Origin of the sequence: Streptomyces sp. NPDC002138 (assembly GCF_040296485.1) — a bacterium.
Lineage (GTDB): Bacteria > Actinomycetota > Actinomycetes > Streptomycetales > Streptomycetaceae > Streptomyces.
This window is the reverse complement of the sequence record NZ_JBEOXE010000068.1, coordinates 1-13411: the sequence shown is the minus strand read 5'-3', so window position 1 is coordinate 13411 and position 13411 is coordinate 1. Positions and strand designations below refer to the sequence as shown.

The window sequence follows — 13411 nt, the reverse complement described above, 5'->3', positions numbered from 1 at the left end:
CACCCTTGCGGCGGGTGAGGAGGACGGCGGGGTCGTCGGGGCGCGTTACTCCGCTTCCGCTTCCAGGTTGCCCTCCGTGTCCAGGTAGACCTGGCGCAGGGCTTCGAGGGTTTCCGCGTCCGGCTTCTCCCACATGCCGCGGGATTCCGCTTCCAGCAGGCGTTCGGCGATACCGTGCAGGGCCCAGGGGTTGGCCTCCTCCAGGAACGCGCGGTTCTCCGGGTCCAGGACGTACGTCTGCGTGAGCTTGTCGTACATCCAGTCGGCGATCACGCCCGTCGTGGCGTCGTACCCGAAGAGGTAGTCCACGGTCGCCGCCAGCTCGAAGGCGCCCTTGTAGCCGTGGCGGCGCATCGCCTCGATCCACTTCGGGTTCACCACGCGGGCGCGGAAGACCCGGGAGGTCTCCTCCACCAGGGTGCGGGTGCGGATCGTCTCCGGGCGGGTCGAGTCGCCGATGTACGCCTCGGGGGCCGTGCCGCGCAGGGCGCGGACGGTGGCCACCATGCCGCCGTGGTACTGGAAGTAGTCGTCCGAGTCGGCGATGTCGTGCTCGCGCGTGTCCGTGTTCTTCGCGGCCACCGTGATGCGCTTGTACGCCGTCTCCATCTCGGTGCGCGCGGAGCGGCCGTTCAGGCCGCGCCCGTAGGCGTAGCCGCCCCACACCGTGTAGACCTCCGCCAGGTCGGCGTCCGTACGCCAGTCACGGGAGTCGATCAGCTGGAGGATGCCCGCGCCGTACGTCCCCGGGCGCGAGCCGAAGATACGGGTGGTCGCGCGCCGTTCGTCGCCGTGCTCGGCCAGGTCCGCCTGGGCGTGCGCCCGGATGAAGTTCTGCTCGGCGGGCTCGTCCAGCCCGGCCGCCAGCCGCACCGCGTCGTCCAGCAGGCCGATCACGTGCGGGAACGCGTCGCGGAAGAAGCCCGAGATGCGCAGCGTGACGTCGATGCGCGGACGGTCCAGCTCCGCGAGCGGAATCGCCTCGACCCCGGTCACCCGGCGCGAGGCCTCGTCCCACACCGGGCGGACGCCGAGGAGCGCCAGCGCCTCCGCCACGTCGTCGCCCGCCGTGCGCATGGCGCTCGTACCCCACAGGGAGAGGCCGACGGAGGCGGGCCATTCGCCGTTGTCCGTGCGGTAGCGGGTCAGCAGCGAGTCGGCGAGGGCCTGCCCGGTCTCCCACGCGAGGCGCGAGGGCACGGCCTTCGGGTCCACCGAGTAGAAGTTGCGACCCGTGGGGAGTACGTTCACCAGCCCGCGCAGCGGCGAACCGGACGGGCCCGCCGGGACGAAGCCGCCCGACAGCGCGTGCACCGCGTGGGTCAGCTCGTCCGTGGTCGCCGCCAGCCGCGGGACCACCTCGGTCGCCGCGAAGGTGAGGATGTCCGCGACCCCGGCCGGGTGGCCCGCGGCGACACCGGCGACGGCCGAAGGGGCCCAGTCGGCCGCCTCCATGGCCTCGACCAAGGTGCGGGCCACGGCCTCGACCTCGTCGGCCGAGGTGCGGGTGGGCGCGGCCTCGTCCAGGCCGAGCGCCTCGCGCAGGCCCGGGAGCGCCGTCGTCCCGCCCCAGATCTGGCGGGCGCGCAGGATGGACAGGACCAGGTTGACCCGGTCGGTGCCGGCCGGGGCGCCGCCCAGCACGTGCAGACCGTCGCGGATCTGGGCGTCCTTGACCTCGCACAGCCAGCCGTCGACATGCAGCAGGAAGTCGTCGAACCCGTCGTCGTCCGGGCGGGCTTCGAGACCGAGGTCGTGGTCCAGCTTCGCCGCCTGGATCAGGGTCCAGATCTGGGCGCGGATGGCCGGCAGCTTGGCCGGGTCCATGGAGGAGATCTGCGCGTACTCGTCCAGGTGCTGTTCCAGGCGCGCGATGTCGCCGTACGACTCCGCGCGGGCCATCGGCGGCACCAGGTGGTCGACCAGGGTCGCGTGCACCCGGCGCTTGGCCTGGGTGCCCTCGCCCGGGTCGTTGACCAGGAACGGGTACACGAGCGGCAGGTCGCCGAGGGCGGCGTCCGGCGCGCACGCGGCGGAGAGGCCCGCGTTCTTGCCGGGCAGCCACTCCAGGTTGCCGTGCTTGCCCAGGTGGATCATGGCGTCGGCGCCGAAGCCGCCGTCCTCGGCCGCGGCCTGGATCCAGCGGTAGGCGGCCAGGTAGTGGTGCGAGGGCGGCAGATCGGGGTCGTGGTAGATCGCGATCGGGTTCTCGCCGAAGCCGCGCGGCGGCTGGATGAGGATGAGCAGGTTCCCGCGGCGCAGCGCGGCCAGCACGATGTCGCCGTCGGGGTCGCCGCCGGTCGCGGTGCGGGAGCGGTCCAGGAACATGGTGCCGGGAGCCTGCCCCCAGTGCCGCTCGACGCCTTCGCGCAGCTCGCCGGGGAGACCGGCGTACCAGCGGCGGTAGTCGGCGGCCGGGATCCGGACCGGGTTGCGGGCCAGCTGCTCCTCGGTGAGCCAGTCCTGGTCGTGGCCGCCCGCCTCGATCAGCGCGCGGATCAGCTCGTCGCCGTCGCCGGAGACCAGGCCGGGGATCTCCTCGGCCGGGCCGAAGTCGTAGCCCTCCGCGATCAGCCGGCGCAGCAGGGCGACGGCGCTGGCGGGGGTGTCGAGGCCGACCGCGTTGCCGATGCGGGAGTGCTTGGTGGGGTACGCGGAGAGGACGAGCGCGATCCGCTTCTCGGCGTTCGGGGTGTGCCGCAGCCTGGCGTGGCGCACGGCGATGCCGGCGACCCGGGCGGCCCGTTCGGGATCGGCGACGTACGCCGGGAGGCCGTCCTCGTCGATCTCCTTGAAGGAGAACGGGACGGTGATCAGCCGGCCGTCGAACTCCGGCACCGCGACCTGGCTGGCCGAGTCGAGCGGGGACAGGCCCTCGTCGCTCTCCTCCCAGGTGGCGCGCGAACCGGTCAGGCACAGCGCCTGCAGGATCGGCACGTCGAGCGCGGCGAGCGCGCCCGCGTCCCACGACTCGTCGTCGCCGCCCGCCGAGGCCTCGGCGGGACGGGTGCCGCCCGCCGCGAGGACGGTCGTCACGATGGCGTCGGCCGTCGCCAGCTCGGCGAGCAGCTCCGGTTCGGGGGAGCGCAGCGAGGAGACGTACAGCGGGACGGGCACGCCGCCCGCGTCCACCACGGCGTCCGAGAGGGCGTGCACGAAGGCGGTGTTGCCGCTCATGTGGTGGGCGCGGTAGTAGAGCACCGCGATCCGGGGACCGGCGGCGGGCTCCGCCGCGCGCTCCAGCCGCCCCCAGGTGGGAGCGGCGGCGGGCGGCTCGAAGCCGTGGCCGGTGAGCAGCACGGTGTCCGAGAGGAAGCGGGCCAGCTGCTCCAGGTTGGCGGGGCCGCCGTGCGCGAGGTAGGCGTGCGCCTCGGCCGCGATGCCGATGGGGACGGTGGACGCCTCCATCAGCTGGGCGTCCGGGGCCTGTTCGCCGGTCAGCACGACGACCGGGCGGGTCTGGTCGGCGGCGAGGAGCAGATCGAGCCCCTCCTGCCAGGCGCGCAGGCCGCCGAGGAGGCGTACGACGACCAGGTCCGCGCCGTCGAGCAGCGCGGGGAGGTCGTCGAGGGGGAGCCGGGAAGGGTTCGCGAACCGGTACGGGACCGGGCCGTCGTCCGAGGCGCGGGCACTGAGCAGATCGGTGTCGGACGTCGACAGCAGCAGGATCATGCGGCGGCGGGCCTTCCTCGGGGTTTCCGCGCCCCGGGCAGTGAGGACGACGGGAGTTCCTGACTCACCCGGTGGCGCCGCTGGCGGCTGCCGGATTCACAGTGGCGGGACCGCGCCGGAATCTCACCGGGCTTCCTCCCATGTCGCCGTCCTCGGCGATGACGGGCCGAATGGCCCGTCGAGGGGTCATCTTAGGTGCCGTGGCAAGTGAACGGCAGGTGGGGGCCGGTGTCGGTGCCTGTGGTGGCGCCTCAAACGCCGGCGGGGCTGGGATTGGCTGCCGGGGCCTGCGTGCGACGAACCCTTCGGGTCGTGGGGCCTCCGGCGGGCCCTCAATCGCCGGGCGGGCTGGATGTGCCCGGGGAATTCAGCCCGTCCGGCGTTTGAGGACCCGCCGGAGGCCCCATGCACCCGCACCCGGGGGACCAGTGGCGTGGTGACGGACACAGGCCGGGCGGCCCCGATCGTGGGTATGCTCGCCGCCATGCCCCCGCCCACCTCCGCCGCGTCCCGGGACGAACCCGTCATACGGGACCGTGGTGACGCCTGCCCCGGCGCGCTGCGCCTGCACGCGGCGGACGACGGCCACCTCGCCCGGGTCCGGATCCCCGGCGGCCTGCTCACCGCGGAGGCGGCCGCCGTGCTGGCCGACGCGGCGGACCGGCTCGGGGACGGGCACCTCGACCTCACCTCCCGCGGCAACGCGCAGCTGCGCGGCCTCGGCGCGGGCTGCGGCGGCGAACTGGCCGCCCTGCTGGCCGGCGCCGGACTGCTGCCCGCCGCGGCCGCCACCCACGAACGCGTGCGCAACATCGTCGCCTCGCCGCTGTCCGGGCTCGACGGGCAGGGGCACGCCGATGTCACGCCCTGGGTCGCGGAGCTGGACCGGCTGCTGTGCGGGAGCGAGGCGGCGGCCGCCCTGTCGGGGCGCTTCCTCTTCGCCCTCGACGACGGGCGCGGTGACGTGACCTCGCTCGCCCCCGACGTGAGCGTCCGCGCGCTGCGCGCCGGAACGGCCGTGCTGTGGACGCACAATGACACCGACGCGGTGGCGGTCGACCCTCGGGACGCGCCCCGGGCCGCGCTGACGGCGGCGCACTACTTCCTCGACGCGGTGCGCGGCGCCGGGACCAAGGCCTGGCGGGTGGGTGAACTGCCCGCCGAACACCGGCTGCGGGCGGGTGAGTTGCTCAACCGGCTGCGGGAGCAGGGCATTTCGGCCGAGCGGGCCGAGCGGGCCGAGCGGGCCGAGGGGGCCGAGGGGGCCGAGAGGGTCGAAAGGGCCGACGAATCCCACTGGTTCGGCGCGAGCGCGGGCAGGGCGGCCGCGGGCCCCGGCCCCGGCGCGGTCGTGGGGCCCGACGCGGAGCGCGTCGCGCTCTCGGTGCTGGCCCCGATGGGGCGGTTGACCACCGGTCAGTGGCGCCTGCTGGCCGCCGCGGCCGCCGCCGCGGCCGGGACCCTGCGGCTCACCCCCTGGCGCGGGATCGTCGTCCCCGGCGCCGACGCGGCCACCACGCCGGACGCCCTCGCGCGGCTCGCCGGAGCCGGGCTGGTCACCGCGCCCGGCGATCCGTGGGAGAACGTGAGCGCCTGTACCGGGCGGCCCGGCTGCGCGAAGGCGCTGGCCGACGTACGGGCCGACGCGCGGGCGGTCGTGGCGGCCGCCGGGGCCCGGGCGGGCGGCGCGGCGCCGCCGGTGCACTGGTCCGGGTGCGAGCGGCGCTGCGGGCATCCGCGCGCGGCCGTCTGGCTGGACCTGGTCGCCGGGCCCCGGGGGTACGCCCTCGCGGTGGCCGGGCGGGCGGGGCGCCCGGTGCGGGACGACGTACCGGCGACGGCGCCCGACCTGACCGCGGCCCTCGCGGAAGCGGATGCCATGGTGACGCAGACCCAGCCGACCCAGCATCCCCAGCAGACCGATCAGCCTCAGCAGACCGATCAGCCTCAGCAGCCCCAGCAGCCTCAGCAGCAGACGTAGTGAAGAGATGAGCGAGTACACAGTGTTCGAGTACGAGAAGGACGGCGCCGCGATCTACCGCCAGTCCTTTGCCACGATCCGCGCCGAGGCGGACCTCGCCGGGCTGCCCGCTTCGGTGTCGCAGGTCGCCGTGCGCATGATCCACGCGTGCGGGATGACCGACCTGACCAAGGATCTGGGCTACACGCCGGACGTCGTGCTGCGCGCCCGCGCCGCGCTCCACTCCGGGGCGCCCATCCTGTGCGACGTACGCATGGTCGCGAGCGGGGTCACCCGCAAGCGGCTGCCCGCCGACAACGAGGTGATCTGCACCCTGTCGGATCCCGAAGTGCCGGAGCTCGCCGCGAAGATGGGCACCACGCGCAGCGCCGCCGCCCTCGAACTCTGGCGCGACCGCGGCCTGTTGGAAGGTTCCGTGATCGCCGTCGGCAACGCGCCGACCGCTCTCTTCCGGCTGCTGGAGATGATCGAGGAGGGCGCCCCGCGCCCGGCCGCCGTCATCGGCGTGCCCGTCGGCTTCATCGGCGCCGCCGAGTCCAAGGACGCGCTCGCCGCGCATCCCTCGGGGCTGGACCACCTGATCGTCCGGGGGCGGCGCGGCGGCAGCGCCATGGCCGCCGCCGCACTCAACGCGATCGCGAGCGAGGAAGAATGAGCACCACCACTCCTGTTCCGGAGACGGCCGCCGGGCGGCTCTACGGTGTCGGGCTCGGGCCCGGCGATCCGTCGCTGATGACGCTGCGGTCCGTCCAGGTGATCGCGGAGGCGGACGTCGTCGCCTACCACAGCGCCCGCCACGGCCGGTCCATCGCACGCTCCATCGCCGCCGCCCACCTGCGCGCGGACCACATCGAAGAGCCGCTGGTCTACCCGCTGACCACCGAGAGCACCGATCACCCCGGCGGCTACCAGGGGGCGATGGAGGAGTTCTACGAGGAGTCCGCCGCCCGGCTCGCCGCGCACCTCGACGCGGGCCGGACCGTGGCCGTGCTCGCCGAGGGCGACCCGCTCTTCTACGGCTCGTACATGCACATGCACAAGCGGCTCGCCGACCGGTACGCGACCGAGGTGATCCCCGGGGTCACCTCCGTGAGCGCCGCCGCGGCCCGGCTGCAGACCCCGCTCGTCGAGGGCGAGGAGGTGCTGACGATCCTGCCCGGCACCCTGCCCGAGGACGAATTGACGGCCCGTCTGGCCGCCACCGACTCCGCCGTGGTGATGAAGCTCGGCCGTACCTTCCCCGCCGTGCGGCGGGCGATGGAAGCGTCCGGGCGGCTGCCCGAGGCGCGGTACGTCGAGCGCGCGACGATGGCCGGCGAACGCACCGGGATGCTCGCCGACACCGACCCCGAGACGGTTCCGTACTTCGCCGTCGCCGTGCTGCCGAGCCGGATCGGCAACCCCGGCTCCCGGCCCGCGCCGTCGGCGGACTCCGTCGGCGAGGTCGCGGTCGTGGGCACCGGACCGGCCGGACCGCTGTGGCTGACCGCCGAGACCCGGCGGGCGCTGGCCGACGCGGACGCGCTGGTCGGGTACACGACGTACCTGGACCGGGTGCCCGTGCGGCCGGGCCAGATCCGGCACGGCTCCGACAACAAGGTCGAGTCCGAACGCGCCGAATTCGCGCTGGACCTGGCCCGGCGCGGGCAGCGCGTCGCGGTGGTCTCGGGCGGCGACCCGGGTGTCTTCGCGATGGCCACGGCCGTCCTGGAGGTGGCCTCGCAGGAGGAGCACCAGGACATCCCGGTCCGGGTGCTGCCCGGGGTGACCGCGGCCAACGCCGCGGCCGCCGCCGCGGGTGCGCCGCTCGGCCACGACTACGCCACGATCTCGCTCTCCGACCGGCTCAAGCCGTGGGAGGTCATCGCGGAGCGGCTGCACGCGGCGGCCGGTGCCGATCTGGTCCTCGCGCTCTACAACCCCGGCTCGCGCAGCCGGACATGGCAGGTCGGCAAGGCCCGCGAACTTCTGCTCGAGCACCGGGCGGCGGACACCCCGGTGGTGCTGGCCCGCGATGTGGGCGGGCCCGAGCAGTCCATCCGGATCGTGCGGCTGGCCGATCTGGATCCGGCGCAGGTGGACATGCGGACGCTGCTGCTGATCGGGTCGTCGCAGACCCGGGTGGTGCGGCGCGGTGACGGGCGGCAGATCGTCTGGACGCCGCGGCGCTACCCGGAGCAGTAGGGAGTACGGGTCAGGTGGTCTGGCTGCGCGCGCGCAGCCAGGCCGCCGCGGCCTCGGGGGAGACGGCCGCGGGTACGCCCCGGGGGACCGGTGGGCGGTCGACCACGAGCACCGGGATGCCGGCCTCGCGGGCCGCCGCCAGTTTCGGGGCCGTGGCCGAGCCGCCGCTGGCCTTCGTCACCAGGACGTCGATGCGGTGCTCGCGGATGAGCTCGCGCTCGCCGTCGAGGGTGAACGGGCCGCGGGCCAGCAGGACATGGGTCTGCCAGGGCAGGGGGGCCGTGGGGGCGTCGACCGAGCGGGCCAGGAACCAGGTCCCGTCGAGGTGGGCGAAGGCGGCGAGGTCCGTACGGCCCGTGGTCAGGAACGCGCGGCTGCCCAGGGCGGGCAGGGCCGCGGCGGCCGCGGCGAGGGTGGGGACGTGGTGCCAGTCGTCGCCGGGGGCCGGGGTCCAGGCGGGGCGGCGCAGGGCGAGCAGGGGGACGCCGGCCGTGGCGCAGGCGGTGGCGGCGTTGAAGCTCATGCGTTCCGCGAAGGGGTGGGTGGCGTCGACGACCGCGTCCACCGCGTGGGTGTGCAGCCAGGTGGCCAGGCCTTGGGGGCCGCCGAAGCCGCCGATTCGGCTGGCGCCGGGCGGGAGGACGGGGTTCGTGACGCGGCCCGCGAGGGAGGTCGTGACGGTGAGGCCCGGCTCCGGCTCGGCCGCGAGGAGCTCGGCGAGGCGGCGGGCCTCCGTGGTGCCGCCGAGGATCAGGACGTGGCGGGGGGTGGGGTGGGCCGCCAGTGGCTTCGCCGGTGCCTCCGGCGGGTCCTCAAGCGCCGGACGGGCTGGATTTGGCTCAGCGCCGGGTGCCGGGCGGGCTGGATTTGGGTGGGTGCCGGGTGTCGGACGGGCTGGAGTTGGGTGGGTGCCGGGTGTCGGACGGGCTGGATTTGGCTGAACGCCGGGTGTCGGGCGGGCTGGAGTTGGGTGGGTGGCGGGTGCCGGGCGGGCTGGGGTTGGGCGCAGCCCGGGTGGGGGGGTTTCCTCAGCAGGCATGGCGGTCGCGGGTGGGGGAGTAGAGGTGGCTGTCGGGGAATTGGGCGGCGGCCAGGGTGCGGCCCACGATGATGACCGCCGTGCGGACCAGGCCCGCCGACTTCACCGCGTCCGCGATGTCCGCCAGGGTGCCGCGCAGGATCAGTTCGTCCGGGCGGCTGGCCATCGCCACCACCGCGACGGGGCACTGCGCCCCGTAGTGCGGCAGGAGTTCCTCGACCACCCGGTCGACGTACCGCGTGGCCAGGTGCAGGACCAGGAGCGCGCCGCTGCGGCCCAGGGTCGCCAGGTCCTCGCCCTCCGGCATCGGGGTGGCCTGCTGGGCGATCCGGGTCAGGATGACCGTCTGCCCGACCGTCGGCACCGTCAGCTCCCGCTTCAGCGCGGCCGCCGCGGCCGCGAACGCCGGTACGCCCGGGACGACTTCGTACGGGATCCCCGCCGCGTCCAGGCGCCGCATCTGCTCGGCCACCGCGCTGAACACGGACGGGTCGCCCGAGTGCAGCCGCGCCACGTCCAGCCCGGCCGCGTGCGCGGCGGTGAACTCGGCCAGGATCTCGTCCAGGTTGAGCCGCGAGGTGTCGACGAGCCGGGCGTCCGCCGGGCATTCGGCCAGCAGTTCACGCGGGACGAGGCTGCCCGCGTACAGGCACACCGGGCTGGCGGCGAGCCGACGCGCGCCGCGCACCGTGATCAGATCCGCGGCCCCGGGGCCCGCTCCGATGAAGTACACGGTCATGTCCGGTCCTCTGCTTCCTGTGCCTGTGCCTGTGCCTGTGCCGTCGGCTCTTCGGCCGGTTCGTCCGCCGTCTTCGTCACCGACCACTGGGTGACCGCCATCGCCTGGCGCCAGCCCGTGAAGCCGCCGACCGCCACCGCGTGCGCGACGGCGAGTTTGACCAGGTCGCCGCCGTGGCGCCGGTACCACCGCGCGAGCAGGGCCTCCGACTCCAGCGTGACCGTGTTCGCCACCAGCCGCCCGCCGACCGGCAGGGCCGCCCACACCGCGTCCAGCAGCCCCGGCGCGGTCAGCCCGCCGCCGATGAACACCGCGTCGGGCGCGGGCAGTCCGTCGAGGGCGGTCGGCGCGGCGCCGAGGACCACGCGCAGCGCGGGCACGCCCAGGGCGTCGGCGTTACGGGTGATCCGCGCGGCCCGCTCCGGGTCGCGTTCCACCGTCACCGCGCGGCAGGACGGGTGCGTGCGCATCCACTCGATGCCGATGGAGCCGGAGCCGCCGCCGATGTCCCACAGCAGCTCCCCGGGCGCGGGGGCCAGGGCGGCCAGCGTCGCGGCCCGGACGTGGCGCTTGGTCAGCTGGCCGTCGTGCTCGTAGGCGGAGTCGGGCAGCCCGGGGCCCGCGCCCAGGCGCCGCGCGTCCGCGGCCCGGACGCAGTCGACGGCGACCACGTTGAGGGGGTCGCCGGGGGCGTGCTCCCACCGGTCCGCCGTGCCCTCGTACGTACGCTCGTCAGCGGATCCGAGCTGCTCCATGACCCGCATCCGGCTCGGGCCGAAGCCCCGCTCCCGCAGCAGCGCGGCGATCTCGCCCGGGGTGCCCGCGCCGGCGCTCAGTACCAGCACCCGGCGCCCCTGGTGCAGGGCGGCGGCGAGCCGGGCCACCGGCCGGCCCACGACCGTGACCACCTCGGTGTCCTCCACCGGCCAGCCCGCCCGCGCGCACGCGTAGGACACGGACGAGGGGTGCGGCAGGACCCGCAGCGCGGCCGGGCCCAGCTCCTCGGACAGGGCGCGCCCGATCCCGTAGAACATGGGGTCGCCGCTCGCCAGCACCGCGATCCGCAGACCGGCGTACTTCTCCAGCAGCAGGGGGACGGCGGGCCGCAGCGGGCTCGGCCAGGACACCCGCTCGCCCGCGCACGCGGCGTCCGGCAGCAGCACCAGCTGGCGCGGGCCGCCGATCAGCACCTCGGCGGCGGTCAGCGCGTCCCGGGCGGCGCCGGTGAGCCCGGCCCAGCCGTCCGCGCCGATTCCGACGACCGTGACCGGCGCGACGGGCGGGGCGGACGGCCCGTCGCTCGCGGTGGGGGATGGCAGGGGGCTCATGGCGAGGTACCTCGGGGGAAGGGGGTGGGACCGCACTCTACTGGCCCGCGCCCGACCCCCTGGACCGGGGGTGACCACGGCGAATGCCCGCCGTTGCGGCAGCGCGGCGCACCGGGGCGGATAGGCTGGGAGAAGAGGCGGTTACCGCTGGTAACCATGGTGGCGCGGGTGAGGGAGTCGGCATGCCGGGGTGGACAGCGGAGAACGTTCCCGACCAGAGCGGGCGCACGGCCGTGGTGACCGGGGCCAACAGCGGCATCGGCTACGTCGCCGCCCGTGAGCTGGCCCGGCGCGGAGCGCGGGTCGTGCTGGCCTGCCGCAGCGAGGCCCGCGGCCGGGCCGCCGAGGCGCTCCTGCGCGGTGAAGTGCCGGGCGCAGACGTCGAGTTCGCGCCGCTGGACCTCGCGGATCTCCGGTCCGTGAGGGGGTTCGCCGCCGCCTACGCGAGCGGGCGGGACACCCTCGACCTCCTCGTCAACAACGCGGGGGTGATGGCCGTGCCGTACGGGCGCACCGCCGACGGGTTCGAGACCCAGTTCGGGGTCAACCACCTCGGCCACTTCGCCCTCACCGGGCTGCTCCTGCCGCACCTCCTGCGCACGCCCGGTGCCCGGATCGTCTCCCTGTCCAGCGGCTTCCACGCCCTCGCCGACATCGACCTCACCGACCTCAACAGCGAGCGGGAATACCGGCGTTGGACTGCCTACGGCCGCTCCAAGACCGCCAATCTGCTCTTCGTGCACGAGCTGGCCCGGCGGCTCGCCACCGCCGGCTCCGACATCGTCGCGGCGTCCGCCCACCCCGGTTACGCGGACACCAACCTCCAGACCGCCGCCGCGAAGCAGGAGGGCCGCAAGGTCACCGAGCGGATCATGGCGTTCGCGAACGTGGTCGTCGCGCAGCCCGCCGCGTCCGGCGCGCTCCCCACCCTGTACGCGGCCACCGCGCCCGGGGTGCGCCCCGACGCCTTCATCGGGCCGAAGTTCGGCCTGCGCGGCGCGCCCGCCCCGTCGCGGCGGGCGAAGTGGACCCTGGACGACACGTCCTCCGAAGCGCTCTGGGCCGCTTCGCAGGAGCTCACATCCGTCTCGTACGACTCCCTCGTGCGCTGACCTTTCCGGTCACGGCACCAGGGGGACCCCTCCGCCCCTGACCGCGGGTTACCCCCGGGGGCCACCCGCGGTCTTTCCGTTCTTCACCCAACTCCCTTACGCTCCAGCCGACTTGCCGCCGCACCGGCGTCGGCTGGACCGATAGGGGACACCCGTATGAGATCCCGCAACCGGATGGCCGCGGCCGTCACCGTCGTCGTGGCCGCCGCCCTCGCCCTCGTCACCGTCCCCGCCGGGGCCGCCCCGGCGCGGACCGCGGCCGCGGGCGCGGATCTGCCCTTCGCCGGGTCCACCGGTGTCGGCGTGCACAACGCCTACGAGAAGGCCAAGTACCCGTACTTCGCGGACGCCCTGGATTCCGGGGCCGCGATGCTCGAACTCGACGTGTGGACGAACTTCTTCGGCAGCTCCTGGCGCGTCTCCCACAGCAATCCGGTCGGCAACGACAACAACTGCGAGAACGCCACCACGCCCGCGCAGCTGCGCACCAAGTCCCGCAACCAGAACCTCGCGGGCTGCCTCGCGGACCTGCGCAGCTGGCACGACGCGCACCCCGGGCACCGGCCGGTCGTCATCAAGATGGAGCTCAAGGACGGCTTCGCGGCCAACCTCGGGCGCGGGCCGGCCGACCTCGACGCGCTGCTCACGGCGCGCCTCGGTGACGCCCTCTACCGGCCGGGGGACCTGGCCGCGGGCCATCCCGACCTGGACAGCGCCGCGCGTGCGGGGGCCTGGCCGAACCGGTCCGCCCTCGCGGGGAAGTTCCTGATCGAGCTGATCCCGGGCACCGTGGAGGAGGGGAACCCCGCCGACACCCTGTGGACCGACCGGGAGTACGCCACGTACCTGCGCACCCTTGCCGCGGGCGGGCGGCTCGGGCAGGCCGCGGCCTTCCCGGCGGTGCACGGGGCCGGGGCGGGGGACCCGCGGGTGCGGTACGCCGATGCGGGGCTGCGGGGGTGGTTCGTGGTCTTCGACGGGGATGCGAGTGCGTACACCGCGGCGGCGGTTGACACGGGGTGGTACGACCGGAACCACTATCTGCTCATCGCCACCGATGCGCAGGGGGTGGCGCCCGCCATCGACGGTGTCAATCCGACCGAGGCTCAGGCGCGTGAGCGGGTGGCGCTGCTCGCCGGGCGGTACCACGCGTCCGTGGTCTCGGCCGACTGGTATCCGCTGCCGGGGGTGTTGGCGAGCGTCGTGCCGCGCGGCTGACGCCGGGTCGCGGGGAGCCTGGGGGGCCTGGGGGGCCTGGGGGGTTGGGGGCGGGTGCGGGTGCCGCTTGCCCTCCGGGGGCGGCCACCAGATGCGCTCGCCGTCGGTGTCGATGTCGAGCAGGTCCCCGCCGCGGAA

At 75.0% G+C, this 13411-nt stretch carries 9 protein-coding genes and 1 riboswitch; of the genes, 5 read left to right on the top strand and 4 right to left on the bottom strand.

All coding sequences use genetic code 11. The annotated features are described in order from the left end of the window. Positions 1-45: 45 nt before the first annotated feature. Complete coding sequence (gene cobN / locus ABT084_RS31295; RefSeq protein WP_351051106.1) at positions 46-3672, bottom strand: cobaltochelatase subunit CobN; 3627 nt, start codon at positions 3670-3672, stop codon at positions 46-48. 40 nt (positions 3673-3712) lie between these two features. After that, a riboswitch (cobalamin riboswitch) is annotated at positions 3713-3844 on the bottom strand. Between the two features lie 312 nt (positions 3845-4156). On the opposite strand from cobN, the gene cobG reads away from it, so the two are divergent. The 3 genes from cobG to ABT084_RS31280 are packed head-to-tail and all read left to right on the top strand — an operon-like array spanning position 4157 to position 7837. Then, the gene (gene cobG, locus ABT084_RS31290) at positions 4157-5653 is read left to right on the top strand and encodes a precorrin-3B synthase (protein WP_351051105.1); all 1497 of its coding nucleotides are present in this window, start codon (positions 4157-4159) and stop codon (positions 5651-5653) included. A gap of 7 nt (positions 5654-5660) precedes the next feature. After that, positions 5661-6308, top strand: a complete 648-nt coding sequence (locus ABT084_RS31285; protein WP_351051102.1) for a precorrin-8X methylmutase — start codon at positions 5661-5663, stop codon at positions 6306-6308. Further along, positions 6305-7837, top strand: a complete 1533-nt coding sequence (locus tag ABT084_RS31280; protein WP_351051100.1) for a precorrin-2 C(20)-methyltransferase — start codon at positions 6305-6307, stop codon at positions 7835-7837. The genes ABT084_RS31285 and ABT084_RS31280 overlap by 4 nt, the downstream gene beginning before the upstream one ends. A 10-nt stretch (positions 7838-7847) precedes the next feature. On the opposite strand, the gene ABT084_RS31275 is transcribed toward ABT084_RS31280, so the two are convergent. The 3 genes from ABT084_RS31275 to cbiE all read right to left on the bottom strand — a co-directional run bounded on the left by ABT084_RS31275 (position 7848) and on the right by cbiE (position 10943). After that, a complete protein-coding gene (locus ABT084_RS31275) occupies positions 7848-8621 on the bottom strand; it encodes a cobalt-precorrin-6A reductase (RefSeq protein ID WP_351051141.1) in 774 nt (257 codons plus the stop codon). Positions 8622-8865: 244 nt separating this feature from the next. Next, the gene (cobM, locus tag ABT084_RS31270) at positions 8866-9615 is read right to left on the bottom strand and encodes a precorrin-4 C(11)-methyltransferase (RefSeq protein ID WP_351051097.1); all 750 of its coding nucleotides are present in this window, start codon (positions 9613-9615) and stop codon (positions 8866-8868) included. Continuing rightward, the gene (cbiE, locus tag ABT084_RS31265; RefSeq protein ID WP_351051095.1) at positions 9612-10943 is read right to left on the bottom strand and encodes a precorrin-6y C5,15-methyltransferase (decarboxylating) subunit CbiE; all 1332 of its coding nucleotides are present in this window, start codon (positions 10941-10943) and stop codon (positions 9612-9614) included. The genes cobM and cbiE overlap by 4 nt, the downstream gene beginning before the upstream one ends. Positions 10944-11125: 182 nt before the next feature. On the opposite strand from cbiE, the gene ABT084_RS31260 reads away from it, so the two are divergent. Both ABT084_RS31260 and ABT084_RS31255 read left to right on the top strand, forming a co-directional pair. Beyond that, on the top strand, positions 11126-12055 hold the full coding sequence (locus tag ABT084_RS31260) for an oxidoreductase (protein ID WP_351051092.1): 930 nt from the start codon (positions 11126-11128) through the stop codon (positions 12053-12055). 156 nt (positions 12056-12211) lie between these two features. Next, positions 12212-13273: a phosphatidylinositol-specific phospholipase C domain-containing protein gene (locus tag ABT084_RS31255; protein WP_351051089.1), complete on the top strand. Its 1062-nt coding sequence runs from the start codon at positions 12212-12214 to the stop codon at positions 13271-13273. Positions 13274-13411 lie beyond the last annotated feature (138 nt).

What these genes read in the sequence shown, in the direction of transcription:
- cobG (WP_351051105.1), top strand. Translation starts at nt 4,157, where the DNA reads ATGCCCCCGCCCACCTCCGCCGCGTCCCGGGACGAACCCGTCATACGG.
- ABT084_RS31260 (WP_351051092.1), top strand. Translation starts at nt 11,126, where the DNA reads ATGCCGGGGTGGACAGCGGAGAACGTTCCCGACCAGAGCGGGCGCACG.
- ABT084_RS31285 (WP_351051102.1), top strand. Translation starts at nt 5,661, where the DNA reads ATGAGCGAGTACACAGTGTTCGAGTACGAGAAGGACGGCGCCGCGATC.
- ABT084_RS31255 (WP_351051089.1), top strand. Translation starts at nt 12,212, where the DNA reads ATGAGATCCCGCAACCGGATGGCCGCGGCCGTCACCGTCGTCGTGGCC.
- ABT084_RS31280 (WP_351051100.1), top strand. Translation starts at nt 6,305, where the DNA reads ATGAGCACCACCACTCCTGTTCCGGAGACGGCCGCCGGGCGGCTCTAC.
- cobN (WP_351051106.1), bottom strand. Translation starts at nt 3,672, where the DNA reads ATGATCCTGCTGCTGTCGACGTCCGACACCGATCTGCTCAGTGCCCGC.
- cobM (WP_351051097.1), bottom strand. Translation starts at nt 9,615, where the DNA reads ATGACCGTGTACTTCATCGGAGCGGGCCCCGGGGCCGCGGATCTGATC.
- cbiE (WP_351051095.1), bottom strand. Translation starts at nt 10,943, where the DNA reads ATGAGCCCCCTGCCATCCCCCACCGCGAGCGACGGGCCGTCCGCCCCG.